This window comes from Thioalkalivibrio sp. ALJ7, from assembly GCF_000376865.1.
GTDB lineage: Bacteria > Pseudomonadota > Gammaproteobacteria > Ectothiorhodospirales > Ectothiorhodospiraceae > Thioalkalivibrio.
On the sequence record NZ_AQXQ01000011.1, the window covers coordinates 133,996 to 148,915 of the forward strand.

Sequence of the window (14,920 nt, forward strand, 5' to 3'; positions counted from 1 at the left end):
CGAGTCGGGGAGTGGTCCGGTCCCTCGCCCAGGTTCCTCAAAAAGCCGTTGGCCGGCTGCCGAAGAAAGCCCCTCTCGGCCTGGCGCGGGAGGGAGAAGGTTTCGCGGCACCGACAAACGTTCGTCGCGTAAATGCGCAACCCTGCGGATCAGGGCTCCACCGGCAAGCCGGCGGCCGCCCATTCCGGATATCCACCTTCAAGGCGGCGCGCCTGATAACCCGCGTCGCGCATCCGGGCGACGGCGTCATAGGCCAGTACGCAGTATGGGCCGCGACAGTAGGTGACGACCTCGCGGTCGGTCGGAAGGTCTTCGAGGAAGGCGTTCAGTTCGGGAAGCGGCACATTGACCGCCCCCGCCAGATGTCCTGCCGAGAACTCTTCCGGTGGGCGTACGTCCAGCAGGAGCGTATCCCCATTGCGGATACGTTCAACCAGGTCCATCGCCGATACGGCCTCCAGCGGATCCTTGCTTTGCAGGTTTTCGTTGACCAGTTGCTGGGCCTCCGCGACCTGATCCACCGCGAGTACCTGGATCGCGTCGAAGAGCTGGACTACGGCGTCAGCGTCCGACAGGCGATAGAAAATCCGCTGCCCCTCGCGCCGCGTCTTGACCAGGCCCGCCTGCTTCAGAATCTGCAGGTGCTGGGAGGTATTGGCGACCGAGAGACCACTGGACTCGGCCAGCAGCTCGACACTGCGCTCGCCCTGGGCAAGCAGTTCGATCAACTCCAGGCGCCGGCCACTGGCGAATGCCTTTCCGATGCGGGCGAACTGGCTGAACAGGTCCTGTTTGAAACCCATGTGATTCCGGTAAAAGTGTCAGGAAACAGGCCCTCAGCATACATGCAGTCACGAAGACGATGAGCCTCTCAAGTCAATCAGTGTTTCCTTAATGGTATGGCCTCTTGTCGCCTGGCTTGACAGCCCCATCCGTCCCGACTAATGTCGATATTCAATTAATCGGTTGAATATTAGATGGGCCTGAAATATGGGCCTTCCGCATGCACCCGGCGCGATGATTCATGGGATTGCCGGTCTGAACATCTAACCTAGGGAAACACTGATTAATGCACGCGCTCGCGTTGGCACCCCAGGTTTTCCGAGACAAGGCGCGTCGTGCAGCGGGTAGTGGTTCTACCCGCCCGTTTCTGATGGATTCGGGGCGCAACGCAGGATCGGGGAACCTGGGGTGCCAACCCCCACAAGCTATTGAAAGACGGGGCTCGGCCGCCCGTTGTTATCAGAAACGGGCGCGCGCACGGCGTTGCGGTTCCCTTGTGCAGAATGACTGCACGGCAGTCGCCGCGCCTTGTTCGCACGCAAAAGCGACTCGAGCGCGAGCGCGTGCATTAATCAGTGTTTCCCTAAACGAAGTGCCCGGTTGAACGGCACGAACAAGAGGCAACACATCATGGTGGACTGGTTCATGGAGCAGCAGCCGATCATCCGGATCGGGTTCCTGCTGAGTATGGTGGCCATCATGGCGCTCTGGGAGGCCTTCGCCCCGCGGCGGGCACTGACCGTGGGCAAGGCCTACCGGTGGGTCAACAACTGGGGCATCGTGATCACGGGCACTCTGCTGACCCGAGTGGTCTTCCCGGCCGGCGCCGTCGGGTTGGCCTTCTTTGTCGAAAGCCAGGGCTGGGGGCTGTTGCAGGTGCTGGACATGCCCTTCTGGCTGGCGGTCCTGATCGCGATCGTCGTGCTGGATTTTGCGGTCTGGGCCCAGCACGTGATGTTCCATGCGATCCCCGCGCTGTGGCGATTGCATCGCATGCACCACGCGGACCTGGACTTCGATCTGACCACCGGCCTGCGTTTCCATCCGCTGGAGATCCTCTTGTCGTTCGGGATCAAGGCCATGGTGATTGTGGCGATCGGCGCACCCGCGCTGGCCGTCCTGTTCTTCGAGATCATCCTCAGCTCGCTGGCTCTGTTCAATCACTCGAACGTCCGTATCCCCACGGCGATCGACCGTTTCCTGCGCCTGTTCATCGTGACGCCGGACTTCCACCGCGTGCACCACTCCTGGTACCCGCACGAGACCAACTCGAACTTCGGGTTCAACCTTTCGCTGTGGGACCGCATGCTCGGCACCTACCATGCTCAGCCGCAGGACGGCCACGAGGGCATGACCATCGGCCTCAACCAGTTCCGCGACCCCAGCTGGGAGCGACTGGACAAGATGCTGATCCAGCCCTTCATTGGCCCGGCGGACAGCTACCCGCTGAACCGCCGTCCGGAGACCGAGGACGAGAGTGAGCAGGTCGTGCGCAAGGCCAGTGCCGGTGCCCGGCGGGCAGGTTCCAAATGAGCCGCACGACCTGGTTGCGGATCGGCGCGGGCCTGGTCCTTATGGCCGGCATCCTGATCGCGGTGCAGTATCGCGATCATCTGGACCCCGCCGCGCTGGAGGCCTGGATCGGGGACTTTGGCGTGACCGCCTCACTGGTGTTCATCGGGGTCTACGCCATCGCCTCGGTGCTGTTCCTCCCCGGTATGGTGATGACCCTGGCCGGCGGTGCCCTGTTCGGCCCGATCTGGGGGACCCTGATCAACCTGGTCGGGGCCACCCTGGGGGCCACCCTGGCGTTCTTGATCGCACGCTACCTGGGCGCCGACTGGGTGGAACGCAAGCTCGGCGGGCGCCTGAAGCAGGTCGTGGCCGGCGTCGAAGCCGAGGGCTGGCGCTTCGTCGCGTTCGTGCGCCTGGTCCCACTGTTTCCGTACAACCTTCTCAACTACGCGCTCGGCCTGACGCGCATCCGCCTGCTGGCCTATGTGCTGGCCACGTTCATCTGCATGGCCCCGGGGGCGCTGGCCTATACTTACGTGGGCTATGCCGGGCGCCAGGCGATCACCGGGGGCGAGGCCGCGATCCAGACCGCTCTGATCGCCCTTGGCCTGCTGGCGCTGGTCGCCTTCCTGCCGCGGCTGGTCAAGCGCCTGCGCGGCCCCTCCGAGTGGATCACGACGACCCAACTGGCCGAGCGGCTACACGGGGCAAACCCGCCGCAGGTGGTTGACGTGCGCACGCCCGAGGAGTTTACGGGCGAGCTGGGCCATATCGAAGGCGCCGCCAATATCCCGCTCGACCAACTGGAATCGAACCTGGAACAGCTCCCGAAGGATCGGCCCCTGGCCCTGGTCTGCCGCACCGACAAGCGCTCGAAGAACGCGGCGCGCCTGCTTCGGGCCCATGGCTTCGAGGATGTGGCCGTGGTGCGCAAGGGCATGACCGCCTGGGCCGAACATTCGCCACGGGATTGAGCCATCGCACTGAGCGGCCGTTGGGAACGGACGTCTCGAACCGTGTTCCTATCAGGAGGAGCCCCCAATGAAAACGCTCCCATCCGGGAGACCGAATCCGGGTTCCATTATGGTGTCGGCATTGGTGGCGCTGGGGCGGGGTTCCTGACTGATCGGGCGTATCCGCCGTGGTCCCTGCAGGCTTTGAGGAGTTGGCATATGGAAGCACCCGTGATGTGGTCGAACCCTACGGATTTCCCCTCAATCCGGCGGGCTCGCCAGGTCAGCACCGTTCAGGTCAATCTTGGCTATGTGTGCAATCAGACCTGTTTCCACTGCCATGTGAATGCCGGCCCCAATCGCCGTGAGTCCATGGATGCGGCCACGCTGGAAGCGGTCTTGGCCTTCGCGGATCGTGTCGGCGCCACCACGCTGGATCTGACCGGCGGCGCCCCGGAGCTGAACCCCCATTTCCGGTGGCTGGTGACCCAGGCGCGGGAACGGGGCTGGACCGTCATCGACCGCTGCAACCTGACGGTGCTGACCGAGCCCGGGCAGGACAGCCTTGCGGAGTTTCTGGCAGATCACCAGGTCCAGATCGTCGCGTCACTGCCCTGCTATGAAGAAGCCAACGTTGACCAGCAAAGAGGCGAAGGCGTTTTCCAGCGCAGTTTGCAGGGCATCCGGATGCTGAATGCCCTGGGCTACGGGCAGCCGGACTCCGGGCTGCCCCTGGACCTTGTGTACAACCCCCAGGGGGCCGAGCTTCCGCCTCCGCAGGGTGAGCTGGAAGCCGCCTACCGGGAATCGCTACTGCGGGATTGGAGCATCCACTTCAATCGCCTGCTCACGATCACGAACATGCCGATCAACCGGTTTGCAGGACAGTTGCGGCGGGAAGGTCGCTACCAGGAATACATGGATCGCTTGCGCGCCGCCCATCGCACCGAAAACCTCGCAAAGGTGATGTGCCGTGATCTGGTCAGCGTGGATTGGGAGGGCTATCTCTTTGATTGCGACTTCAACCAGATGCTGGGGCTTCCGCTGGGCGCCAAAGGGCAGCGCGTTCACGTCCAGAACATTACGGCCCAGGCGCTGGACCAGGGCAGCATTGCGGTCGGCGAGCATTGCTATGGTTGCACGGCGGGCGCCGGGTCCAGTTGTTCCGGTGCGTTGTAGTGCGCCTATCGCATGGCCGCCGCTTTGTGGAGTCGCGGGCCGTGGCGGCTGGGGCCACGATGCCGTGACCTGTGTCCAATGGTGACCGACGGCACTGACTTGCAAGGTGGATGTCGGGTCTCCTGTGTCATACCGGCGTTGAACGAGGCGCCATCGATTCTTGCGACACTTGGGCTCCTTCAGCCCATGCGTGATCGCGGAACCGAAGTCCTGCTGGTCGATGGTGGAAGCCGCGATGGGACGCCGGAGCGGGCGCATCCGCTGGTCGACCGGGTGCTGACCGCCGCGCCCGGTCGGGCCTCGCAGATGAATGCGGGTGCCGCCCATGCGCAGGGCGAGATCCTCTGGTTCCTGCATGCCGATACCGAGCCCTCGCCGGAGGCCGATCAGGCGATCCGAGGTGCGATCGAGGATGGCGCGGACTGGGGCTATTTTTCGGTACGCCTCTCGGGCGAGCGCCGATTGTTCCGGATGGTGGAGCGGATGATGACGGCCCGGTCCCGCATGACCGGCATCGCGACGGGTGACCAGGGCATTTTCGTCCGACGTGCCCTTTTCGAGCAGGTGGGCGGGTTTCCGGAGCAGCCACTCATGGAGGATGTTGCCCTGAGTGTTCGGCTCAAACGCGCGGCCGAGCGCCGGGTTTGTCTTCCCTCCCGGTTGATCACATCCAGCCGGCGATGGGAGGAGCGGGGGGCTGTGCGGGTCATACTGCTGATGTGGTGGCTGCGGCTGGCCTACGCCCTGGGTGTTGCGCCGGAACGGCTAGCGCGGTGGTATCGATGAGCCGCCGCCGCTTGCTGGTGTTTGCCAAGGCCCCGGTGGAGGGTCAAGCCAAGAGCCGCCTGATCCCCGCGCTGGGTCCTGCGGGTGCCGCGGAGTTGCACGCGCGGATGGTCCGTCATACCTGTGAGAAGGCGCGGCGGATCGATGCGGATGTGGAACTGTGGTGCCACCTGGATTCGGAGAACCCCCTGTTCACGGACTGTGAGGCGTCGTTCGGCGTCACGCTGAGAACGCAGGCAGGCGCGGACCTGGGCGAACGTATGTATAACGCTTTTGCGTTCGACCCGGAGGGGGCGCCGGCGGTTGTGATTGGCACGGATTGCCCGTCGCTGGAACCCAGCGACCTCGCGAAGGCGTTCGCCGTCCTCGAGTCGTTCGACGCGGTGGTCGGCCCTGCGACCGACGGCGGCTACTATCTGCTGGGTCTGCGCAAGGCGGATGCGAGCCTCTTTCACGCGGTCACCTGGGGGACGGGCAGCGTCCTCGCCGAGACACGCGCGCGACTGGAGTCGCTCGGCCTGCGCTGGCTGGAGCTGGAACCAAGAGATGACATCGATCGACCGGAAGACCTGGAGTCGCTCCCCGTCGACTGGTTGCCCACTGCGAGGGATGGTGCATGACTGAACGTCTTGTCTTTGTCTATGCCGCCGACAGCGGACGGCTCAATGCCTGGTTCGATGCGGCGCACAAGATTGTCTCGCCCGGCACTTACTCGTGCCAGCTGTGTGCCGTCACGCACAACCCCTTTTCGATGCGAAAGGAATGGAAGCAGTTCGTCGACGGGTTATCGGTGGACTGCAGGTTCATCCACCGCGACGAGTTTCAACGCGAGTACCCGGACATGGACGTAGTGCTGCCCGTAGTGTTCATGGAGGGCCCGTCGGGGCTATCGATCTGCCTCGACGCCGAAGGCATTGGGGCATGCGATTCTGTCGCGGCACTTATCGAGCGGATCCAGCAGCATTGCGTAGGGAAACACTGATTAATGTACACGCTCGCGCTCGAGTTGCTTTTGCGTGCGAACAAGGCGCGGTGACTGCCGTGCAGTCATTCTGCACAAAGGAGCCGCAACGCCGTGCGCATGCAAAAGCGGCCGAGCCCCTGCTTTTAATGGCTTGTGGGGTTGGCACCCCAGGTTCCCCGATCCTGCGTTGCGCCCCGAATCCATCAAAAACGGGCGGGTAGAACCACTACCCGCTACGCGACGCGCCTTGTCTCGGAAAACCTGGGGTACCAACGCGAGTGTGTACATTAATCAGTGTTTCCCTGGGCTCGTCGGCGTCTCCTTGACGCAATGCCCGTTCAGTTGCGCCCGCCGCGTGGATGACGTCCGCCGCCGGGTCGACCGGGGCCCCGGCCGCCGCCACGGCGATCGTCCCGCGGCTTGCGGGGGCGTGGCTTTGGCTTGACCGCTCCCTGAAACAGTCGCTCCGGGTCCACGCTCGCGGTGGGAATGCGCTCGCCCAGGTAGGTCTCGATATCCGGCAGGTAGAAGGCCGAATCCTCGCAGCCGAAGCTGATCGCGTCGCCCTCGGCCCCGGCGCGGGCGGTGCGCCCGATGCGATGCACGTAGTCCTCGCCGGACTGCGGCAGGTCGAAATTGAAGACATGGGTGACGGCCGGGATGTGCAGGCCGCGGGCCGCCACGTCGGTGGCGACCAGGTAGGTGAATTCACTGGCGGCGAACTGTTCCAGCAGCTTCGAGCGCTTGTTCTGCGGCACATCGCCGGAGAGCAGTTCGGCCTTCTGCTCGTTGACATTGAGCCAGTCGCAGACCTTTTCGGCTCCGTGCTTGGTGTTGACGAACACGATCGCGCGTTCCGGCTGAAGGTCGCGCGCCAGACCCAGCAGCAACGGGATCTTCTCGTCATTGGCTGGGTAGTAGATCACCTGGCGCACGCGGTCGGCCGTCAGGGTCTCGCTCTCGATCTGGACCTTCTCCGGGTTGTTCATGTGCTCGAAGGCCAGCTCCATCACCCGCAGGGACAGCGTGGCCGAGAACAGCATGGACAGGCGCTCGCTGGCGGGCGAGCAACGGTTCATCAGGAAGCGTACGTCCTTGATGAAGCCGAGATCGAACATACGGTCGGCCTCGTCCAGCACCACGACCTCGGTGTGCTTGAGGCCAAAGACTTTCTGCTTGAAGTAGTCGATGATCCGTCCGGGCGTGCCGATCAGGATGTCCGCCCCGGCCTCCAGCTGTTCACGCTGGGTGTCGTAGCCGGTACCGCCGTAGGCGAGCGCAAGCTTCAGCCCGGTTTGCGCCCCCAGCGATTCGGCATCGCGGTGGATCTGGATCGCCAGTTCGCGGGTCGGGGCCAGGATCAGGGCGCGCACGTCGGTCGGCTTGCGGTTCGGTGACGGTTGCTGGCGCAGCAGGCGGTTGAAGGTCGCGATCAGGAAGGCCGCGGTCTTGCCCGTTCCGGTCTGCGCCTGACCTGCCACATCCCGCCCGGACAGGGCGATTGGCAACGTCTGGGCCTGGATCGGGGTGCAGTGCTCGAAGCCGGTGGCGCGGATGCCCGCCTGGACGGGTTCGGGCAGATCGAGCTGGTCGAAGCGGGGCGAGTCCTGCGCGGTTTCGGTCATCGGGTTCCTCGGATGCTGCCTGTTACTTGAACTGTCCGGCGTTCATCGTCGATAGTAAGGCCGTGCAGCCGGCGTTGCGGGCTGTTCCCCCAACCCAAGTCATGAGGGCTCGGAGTGAGCGACAAAATTGTTTATACATCGGACGCCGGTTTCGACGAGGACGTCCTGAAGGCCGATCAGCCGGTCCTGGTGGACTACTGGGCCGAATGGTGTGGCCCCTGCAAGATGATCGCGCCCATTCTGGACGAAATCGCTGAAGAATACGCGGGCAAGGTCAAGGTCGCCAAGCTGAACATCGACGAGAATCCATCCACCCCGCCGAAGTACGGCATTCGTGGGATCCCGACGCTCATGCTGTTCAAGAACGGCGATGTCGAGGCCACCAAGGTGGGTGCCCTGTCCAAATCGCAGCTGACCGCGTTCCTGGACCAGCACCTGTAAATTGCAGGGGCCTGGTGGGCGACCGCCGGGCCTTGCAGGCCCTAGGGAAACACTGATTAATGTACACACTCGCGTTGGCACCCCAGGTTTTCCGAGACAAGGCGCGTCGCGTAGCGGGTAGTGGCTCTACCCGTAAGCGGCGCAACGCAGGATCGGGGAACCTGGGGTGCCAACCCCTCAAGCCATTGGAAGCAGGGGCTCGGCCGCTTTTGCGCGCGCACGGCGTTGCGGCTCCCTTGTGCAGAATGACTGCACGGCAGTCACCGCGCCTTGTTCGCACGCAAAAGCGACTCGAGCGCGAGCGCGTACATTAATCAGTGTTTCCCTAGTTGCTTTTTCGGGCTTGCCCCGGGCCGCCACCTCGCTTACCATCAGCAGCATTCGAGAGGCCGCCAGGCCACTCTATCCTCCTTCCAGTCATCCGAGCGACCACCCCCGGTTGCCGTTCATCCACGTTGAACACAGCACCCCACGCATGAATCTGACCGAATTGAAGCGGATGTCCGCTGCCGATCTCGTGGCCTTCGCCGAAGAGAAGGGCATCGAGAACATGTCCCGCGCACGCAAGCAGGAGATTATCTTCGCCCTGCTCAAGGCCCACGCGAAGAGCGGCGAGGCCATCTATGGCGACGGCGTTCTCGAGATCCTTTCCGACGGCTTTGGTTTCCTCCGTAGCGCCGATAGCTCGTACCAGGCCGGGCCGGACGATGTATACGTCTCCCCCAGCCAGATCCGTCGCTTTGGGCTACGCACCGGCGACACCATCGCCGGCAAGATCCGTCCGCCCAAGGACAATGAGCGTTACTTCGCGCTGCTGAAGGTCTCGGAGATCAACTTCGAGCCGCCGGAGAATGCCAAGCACAAGGTGCTGTTCGAGAACCTGACGCCGCTGCATGCCAACGAGCGCATGCGCATGGAGCGCGGCAACGGTTCCACCGAGGACATCACCGCCCGCGTGATCGACATCGTCTCGCCGTTCGGCAAGGGCCAGCGCGGCCTGATCGTCTCCCCGCCCAAGGCGGGCAAGACGCTGATGCTGCAGAACATCGCCCAGAGCATCGCCGGCAATTACCCCGAGTGCTACCTGATCGTCCTGCTGATCGACGAGCGTCCGGAGGAAGTCACCGAGATGGACCGCATGGTCCAGGGCGAGGTGGTCTCCTCCACCTTCGACGAGCCGGCCCAGCGCCATGTGCAGGTCGCCGAGATGGTGATCGAGAAGGCCAAGCGCCTGGTCGAGCACAAGCGCGACGTGGTGATCCTGCTGGATTCCATCACCCGCCTGGCGCGTGCCTACAACACCGTCGCCCCCAGCTCGGGCAAGGTGCTGACTGGCGGTGTGGATGCCAACGCCCTGCACCGCCCGAAGCGCTTCTTCGGCGCCGCGCGCAACGTGGAGGAAGGTGGCAGCCTGACGATCATCGCCACCGCCCTGGTCGAGACGGGCTCCAAGATGGACGAAGTCATCTACGAGGAGTTCAAGGGTACCGGTAACATGGAGCTGCACCTCGAACGTCGGATCGCCGAGAAGCGTATCTACCCGGCGATCAACGTGAACCGCTCCGGTACTCGTCGCGAGGAACTACTCACTGCACCGGACGAGCTGCAAAAGCTCTGGATCCTGCGCAAGTTCCTGCACGGCATGGACGATATCGAGGCCATGGAATTCCTCCTCGGCCGCATGCAGTCCTCCAAGACCAACTCCGAGTTCTTCGATCAGATGAAACGCAGCTGACCCGTCGTCCCCATTGGTTGATTGCACCACAGAGGGCACGGAGAACACGGAGAAAGGAAGGCGCACCGATAGCAGAGTGCGGCAAACCAGGACGTCATGCGTGGTGAATTGTGGGCGGGCTCAGTGGGTAATCCCCTGAGCCGGTCCTATGCCAGAGTCTCCCCGCCAAGCCCTGCGGTCGTCGACGGCAGATCGCATTGAAGTCCTCTGTGTTCTCTGTGCTCTCTGTGGTGAATGATCAGCCGGGGACGGGTTCGAAGCTGATCAGGCGGTCCAGGCGCCACCACTGGCGGCGGCCTTCGGTGTCGCGGAGGATCAGATACTCGGCACCGCGCCGGGTGCGCAGGTCCAGCGGTCGTACGACCGCGATGCGATCCATCTCGCCGCGACGCCAGTGCGTGCGCAGAAACTGGCCGCGCAGGATGGCGAGCTCCAGCTCGGAATAGCGCTCACAGGCAATGGGCGTATACGGGGGTGCGGCGATCACTCGCCCTCCCGCTGGGCCGCGATGCGTGGGATCTCCTCGTCGCCGGCATCCTCGCGGCGGAACACAATGGGCGCACAGCACACCGCGCAGTCCTCGATCCATTCGCGGTCGTTGCTGATCATGTCCACCGTGGTCTCGCCGTGCTCGCCGCACCAGGGGCAGGCAAAACCGATAAACTCGACGGGACGCATCATCGACTCTCCTCCTGGCCTACGGGCCAGGTTATCGGCGTGGCGACCGAGTCCTGCGGAGTCCCTTCCGGAAGAAACCGTTCCAGCACGTCATTGAGAAACGCCAGGCCTTGTTCCGTGGCCTGCAGGCGCTCCGGGTCCGCCACCAGCAGGCCTGTCGCGCGTAATTCGGACAGTGCCGGTTCGAGTGTCGCGAGCGGCAAGCCGCAGTGCGTCTCGAAGTGGGTCGTCGGCACCCCCTCCACCAGTCGCAGCGCGTTCAGCATGAATTCGAAGGGCCGTTCCGCCGCCGGTACCACCTGGTCTCTGTGCTGTTGTGGCCCGGACAGGTAGGCCTCGGGCTGGCGCGGCTTGATCCGGCGCAGGATCGTGCCGTCGTGCACCTGCGTCAGTTTGCCGTGGGCCCCGGCGCCAATGCCCAGATAGTCGCCGAAGGTCCAGTAGTTGCGGTTGTGCCGACATTCCTGCCCCGCGCGTGCATAGGCGGATACCTCGTATCGAGTATAGCCAGCCGCCGCCAGATGCAACTGCCCCTGACTGAATAATTCCTCGATCGTGGCATCTCCCGGCAGTTCGGGCGGGCGCACGGCGAAATAGGTGTTCGGCTCCAGGGTCAGCTGGTACCAGGAGATGTGACCGGGATCCAGTTCGATCGCCGCCTGCAGATCCGCTAATCCCGCCTCCACCGACTGCCCCGGCAGGCCAAACATCAGGTCCAGGTTGATCGCTTCGAATCCGGCTGCGCGGGCGTGTTCCACTGCGCTCAGGGCTTCGGCGGCGCCGTGGATGCGCCCTAAACGCGTGAGCATCGTGTCGTCGAAGCTCTGGATACCCAGTGACAGCCGGTTGACTCCCGCCTCGCGGTAGCCGCGAAAGTAGGCGCGGTCGGCTGTGCCGGGGTTGGCCTCCAGCGTCACCTCGCAGTCCGGCCGCAGTGGCAGCCGGGCACGCAGGCCGGAGAGGAGTTCGTCCAGTGCCTCCGGCGGGAACAGGCTGGGGGTCCCGCCGCCGATGAACACGCTCTCCAGGCGCCGACCCCAGACATCGGGCAGCTGGCCTTCCAGGTCCCGCAGCAGCGCGTCCACGTAGTCATCGAAGGGGGGCTCGCCACGCGGCTCGTGCGAGTTGAAGTCGCAGTACGGGCACTTGCGCACGCACCAGGGCAGGTGCACGTACAGCGCCAGCGGTGGCGGATGGGTCAGCGTGGCAGTCATGTGCGAAGCATAGGCGAGGCTTCGGGTGGCGTCGAAAGGGCCCAGTCCCCCTATTGCAGCCTCACGCCGGGGGCTTCCCTGCCGATCGCCACGGCGCTGCGCGCCTCGCGATGACGGGGACAGGAAGCACAGTCATCGCGAGCGCCGCAGGCGCGTGGCGATCTCCGCGGCCGGGTCCCCACGCGGGTCCGAACATGCGCCGGGGTGTCGTCGGGAGGTTGCCACGGCCCCTGCGGGGCCTCGCAACGACGGGCGTAAAGGCCCCGTCATCGCGAGGCGCGCAGCGCCGTGGCGATCTCTCCGGGTGGCCCCGGTGCCGGACGGTGCGGGATGTCAGGCCGGTGGGTTGCCCATGCGCTCGCGCAGTGCGGCACCGAGCTGCTGCAAGGCCTGACCGCGATGGCTCAGGCGGTTCTTGGTCTCCGGGGGCAGCTCGGCCGAGGTGCAGCCCTCCTGTGGTACGAAGAACAGCGGGTCGTAGCCAAAGCCCTCGGCGCCGCTGGCCTGCTCAGCGATGCGACCGGGCCACACCCCCTGGGCGATGATCGGCGCCGGATCCTCGGCATGCTCCAGGTACACCACCACCGCACGGAACCGCGCGGCGCGCCGTTCTGGCGGTACACCGGCCAGTGCCTCCAGCAGCTTGGCGTTGTTGGCCGCGTCGTCGCCATCGGGGCCGGCATAGCGCGCGGAGTAGATCCCCGGCTGGCCGTGCAGCGCATCGACCTCCAGCCCGGAGTCGTCGGCGATCGCCGGCAGCCCGGTGTGGCGGGCGGCGTTGCGCGCCTTGAGGATCGCGTTTTCCACGAACGTCAGGCCGGTCTCGTCGGCCTCGGGCACGGCGTGCTCGGATTGCGCCTCGACCGTCAGCCCCAGCGGTTCCAGCAGGGCGTGGATCTCGCGCAGCTTGCCGGGGTTGCCGGTGGCAAGGACGACGCGGCGCGGCTCGCCCATGATCAGCCCTCGGCCAGGATGGCGCGCTGGGCCTCGCAGATCTCCTGGATCCCCTTCTCGCCCAGGTCCAGCATCTGATCCAGCTCGTCGCGGCGGAAGGCGTGGCCCTCGGCTGTCCCCTGGATCTCGATCACGCCGCCGGCCTCGTTCATCACCAGGTTCAGGTCGGTCTCGGCCTGGGAGTCCTCGTCGTAGTCCAGGTCCAGCACCGGCTCGCCGCCGGAGATGCCCACCGAGATCGCGGCGACCTGGCCGTGCAGCGGGTTCTTGCGGATCAGGCCCTGTTCGCGAGCTTTGCGGATCGCATCGTGCAGGGCGACATAGGCGCCGCTGATGGAGGCGGTGCGGGTGCCGCCGTCGGCCTGGATCACGTCGCAGTCGACAATGATCTGGCGTTCGCCCATGGCCTCCAGGTCCACCACGGCGCGCAGCGAGCGGCCGATCAGACGCTGGATCTCCATGGTGCGTCCGCCCAGCTTGCCGCGGGCGGCCTCGCGTACCATGCGGTCATGGGTGGAGCGGGGCAGCATGCTGTACTCGGCAGTTACCCAGCCGCGCCCTTTGTTCTTTAGCCACGGCGGCACGCGCGACTCCACCGTCGCGTTGCACAGCACGCGCGTGTCGCCGAACTCCACCAGTACGGAACCCTCCGCGTGCCGGGTGAAATTGCGGGTAAAACGCACGGGGCGCATCGCGTCGGCTGTTCGGCCACTGGGTCGCATGCTGTGATCCTTGCTAGATTTAATGAGCGCGCAGTATACGGGCCATCGGTGTAGTGCGTCGCCCTCACAGGCGAGGCACTACACTCACGTTACGCAGCAGGGATCGCAACGGGGGCAATGATGATCGCCAGCATGACTGGATTTTCCCGGCACGCCGTGACGCTGGACGCAGGCGTGTTTGACTGGGAGTTGAAGAGCGTCAATCACCGCTACCTGGAGCTGCGGATCCATCTCCCCGATCATCTTCGATCGCTGGAGGCCGAGGTGCGCAACCGCCTCAAGGGGCGCCTGGCGCGAGGCAAGGTGGACGCGGTCCTGCGCGATCGAGGGCAGGCCGACAGCACGCCCAACGCCTTCGACCATGACCGGGTGCAGGCCCTTGTCGATGCCTGCACGGCGATCGAGCGGATGATGCCGAGAGCGGCCCCCGTTTCGCCCCTGGACCTGTTGCGCTGGCCGGGCGTGCTGCAGGACTGCTCGGCCGCCGACGACCAGCTTTCCGAACCGCTGTTGGCGGGCTTCGACCAGGCCCTGGGCGCACTGGAAGCGATGCGAGCGGCCGAGGGCCGGTCACTGGCGGACGGGATGCGGGCACGGCTGGATGCGCTGGCGGATCACGCCCGGTCGATTGCCGCGCGCCGGCAGCCGATGCTAGACGAGCAACGTAGCCGCCTCCTTGCGCGCATCGGCGAGCTGGACCTGAACCTGGACCCCAAGCGCCTCGAGCAGGAGGTCGCGTTGCTGGCGCAGCGCATGGACATTGCCGAGGAACTGGATCGCATCGATGGCCATGTGGCGGCCGTGCGCGAGATCTTGGATCAGGGCGGACCCAGCGGTCGTCGGCTGGACTTCCTGATGCAGGAGTTCAACCGCGAGGCCAACACCATCTCTTCCAAGTCGCACGACCTGGAGGTCACGCGGGCGACGGTGGAAATGAAAGTCTTGATCGAGCAGCTGCGCGAGCAGGTGCAGAACCTGGAATAGTCGATGCGCCGGTTTCGCTTGCGCCTGGCGATCACGCACCAGGAGATGGAGGACTATTACACCGGGCGCGCGGCGGTGGTGTTCGCGCAGGCCGAAAGCGGCGAGAGTGTGCAATTCCCCGCGCGGCTGCTGCGTAACCACCTGGACCAGCGCGGCGTGCACGGCATATTCGAGCTGATCACCGACGACGCTTACAAGCTGCAGGAGTTTCGTCGTCTCGACTGATCCGTGTTTCCTTAAGGAAACACGGATTAATGTACGCACTCGCGCTCGAGTCACTTTTGCGTGCGAACAAGGCGCGGTGACTGCCGTGCAGTCATTCTGCACAAGGGAACCGCGACGCCGTTCCCACGTAAAAGAGGCCGAGCCCCTTCGGGGTTGGCACTC

The 14,920-nt window shown here is 64.8% G+C and carries 17 protein-coding genes; 10 read left to right on the forward strand and 7 right to left on the reverse strand.

Going from position 1 to position 14,920, the window contains the following annotated elements; genetic code table 11:
• Positions 1-149: 149 nt before the first annotated feature.
• Positions 150-803, reverse strand: coding sequence for a metalloregulator ArsR/SmtB family transcription factor (locus D002_RS0106990; protein WP_018141199.1), 654 nt, complete (start codon positions 801-803; stop codon positions 150-152).
• A gap of 610 nt (positions 804-1,413) precedes the next feature.
• On the opposite strand from D002_RS0106990, the gene D002_RS0106995 reads away from it, so the two are divergent.
• The 6 genes from D002_RS0106995 (at position 1,414) to D002_RS0107020 (ending at position 6,198) form a co-directional block, all read left to right on the forward strand.
• On the forward strand, positions 1,414-2,316 hold the full coding sequence (locus D002_RS0106995; protein WP_018141200.1) for a sterol desaturase family protein: 903 nt from the start codon (positions 1,414-1,416) through the stop codon (positions 2,314-2,316).
• Entirely contained in the window at positions 2,313-3,272 is a 960-nt protein-coding gene (locus D002_RS0107000; RefSeq protein ID WP_018141201.1) for a VTT domain-containing protein, read from the forward strand. The genes D002_RS0106995 and D002_RS0107000 overlap by 4 nt, the downstream gene beginning before the upstream one ends.
• 198 nt (positions 3,273-3,470) lie before the next feature.
• Positions 3,471-4,430: an arsenosugar biosynthesis radical SAM (seleno)protein ArsS gene (gene arsS, locus D002_RS0107005; RefSeq protein WP_018141202.1), complete on the forward strand. Its 960-nt coding sequence runs from the start codon at positions 3,471-3,473 to the stop codon at positions 4,428-4,430.
• 78 nt (positions 4,431-4,508) lie between these two features.
• On the forward strand, positions 4,509-5,216 hold the full coding sequence (locus D002_RS0107010; RefSeq protein ID WP_081610833.1) for a TIGR04283 family arsenosugar biosynthesis glycosyltransferase: 708 nt from the start codon (positions 4,509-4,511) through the stop codon (positions 5,214-5,216).
• Entirely contained in the window at positions 5,213-5,836 is a 624-nt protein-coding gene (locus D002_RS0107015; RefSeq protein ID WP_018141204.1) for a TIGR04282 family arsenosugar biosynthesis glycosyltransferase, read from the forward strand. Before D002_RS0107010 ends, D002_RS0107015 begins: the two co-directional genes overlap by 4 nt.
• Positions 5,833-6,198, forward strand: a complete 366-nt coding sequence (locus D002_RS0107020) for a hypothetical protein (protein WP_018141205.1) — start codon at positions 5,833-5,835, stop codon at positions 6,196-6,198. The genes D002_RS0107015 and D002_RS0107020 overlap by 4 nt, the downstream gene beginning before the upstream one ends.
• Before the next feature lie 320 nt (positions 6,199-6,518).
• Here the strand turns inward: D002_RS0107020 and D002_RS0107025 are convergent, their stop codons facing one another.
• On the reverse strand, positions 6,519-7,805 hold the full coding sequence (locus tag D002_RS0107025) for a DEAD/DEAH box helicase (RefSeq protein ID WP_018141206.1): 1,287 nt from the start codon (positions 7,803-7,805) through the stop codon (positions 6,519-6,521).
• Positions 7,806-7,919: 114 nt separating this feature from the next.
• Between D002_RS0107025 and trxA the strand changes: the two genes are divergently transcribed.
• Positions 7,920-8,246 (forward strand): thioredoxin TrxA, encoded by a 327-nt coding sequence (gene trxA / locus D002_RS0107030; protein ID WP_012983830.1) that lies wholly within the window; start codon positions 7,920-7,922, stop codon positions 8,244-8,246.
• A gap of 475 nt (positions 8,247-8,721) precedes the next feature.
• A complete protein-coding gene (rho, locus tag D002_RS0107035; RefSeq protein ID WP_018141207.1) occupies positions 8,722-9,981 on the forward strand; it encodes a transcription termination factor Rho in 1,260 nt (419 codons plus the stop codon).
• 238 nt (positions 9,982-10,219) lie between these two features.
• Here rho and D002_RS0107040 read toward each other — a convergent pair whose 3' ends face one another.
• The 5 genes from D002_RS0107040 to rph all read right to left on the reverse strand — a co-directional run bounded on the left by D002_RS0107040 (position 10,220) and on the right by rph (position 13,549).
• Positions 10,220-10,468 (reverse strand): transcriptional antiterminator, Rof, encoded by a 249-nt coding sequence (locus tag D002_RS0107040; RefSeq protein ID WP_018141208.1) that lies wholly within the window; start codon positions 10,466-10,468, stop codon positions 10,220-10,222.
• Complete coding sequence (locus D002_RS0107045) at positions 10,465-10,659, reverse strand: CPXCG motif-containing cysteine-rich protein (protein WP_026181577.1); 195 nt, start codon at positions 10,657-10,659, stop codon at positions 10,465-10,467. The genes D002_RS0107040 and D002_RS0107045 overlap by 4 nt, the downstream gene beginning before the upstream one ends.
• A complete protein-coding gene (gene hemW, locus D002_RS0107050; protein ID WP_026181578.1) occupies positions 10,659-11,927 on the reverse strand; it encodes a radical SAM family heme chaperone HemW in 1,269 nt (422 codons plus the stop codon). Before hemW ends, D002_RS0107045 begins: the two co-directional genes overlap by 1 nt.
• Positions 11,928-12,206: 279 nt before the next feature.
• The gene (rdgB, locus tag D002_RS0107055; RefSeq protein WP_018141211.1) at positions 12,207-12,827 is read right to left on the reverse strand and encodes an RdgB/HAM1 family non-canonical purine NTP pyrophosphatase; all 621 of its coding nucleotides are present in this window, start codon (positions 12,825-12,827) and stop codon (positions 12,207-12,209) included.
• Positions 12,828-12,829: 2 nt separating this feature from the next.
• Complete coding sequence (gene rph / locus D002_RS0107060; RefSeq protein ID WP_018141212.1) at positions 12,830-13,549, reverse strand: ribonuclease PH; 720 nt, start codon at positions 13,547-13,549, stop codon at positions 12,830-12,832.
• Positions 13,550-13,669: 120 nt separating this feature from the next.
• On the opposite strand from rph, the gene D002_RS0107065 reads away from it, so the two are divergent.
• Together D002_RS0107065 and D002_RS0107070 are read left to right on the forward strand one after the other, a co-directional pair.
• On the forward strand, positions 13,670-14,533 hold the full coding sequence (locus D002_RS0107065; protein WP_026181579.1) for a YicC/YloC family endoribonuclease: 864 nt from the start codon (positions 13,670-13,672) through the stop codon (positions 14,531-14,533).
• Positions 14,534-14,536: 3 nt separating this feature from the next.
• A complete protein-coding gene (locus tag D002_RS0107070; protein ID WP_018141214.1) occupies positions 14,537-14,758 on the forward strand; it encodes a DUF2835 family protein in 222 nt (73 codons plus the stop codon).
• The last annotated feature ends 162 nt before the right edge of the window (positions 14,759-14,920 follow it).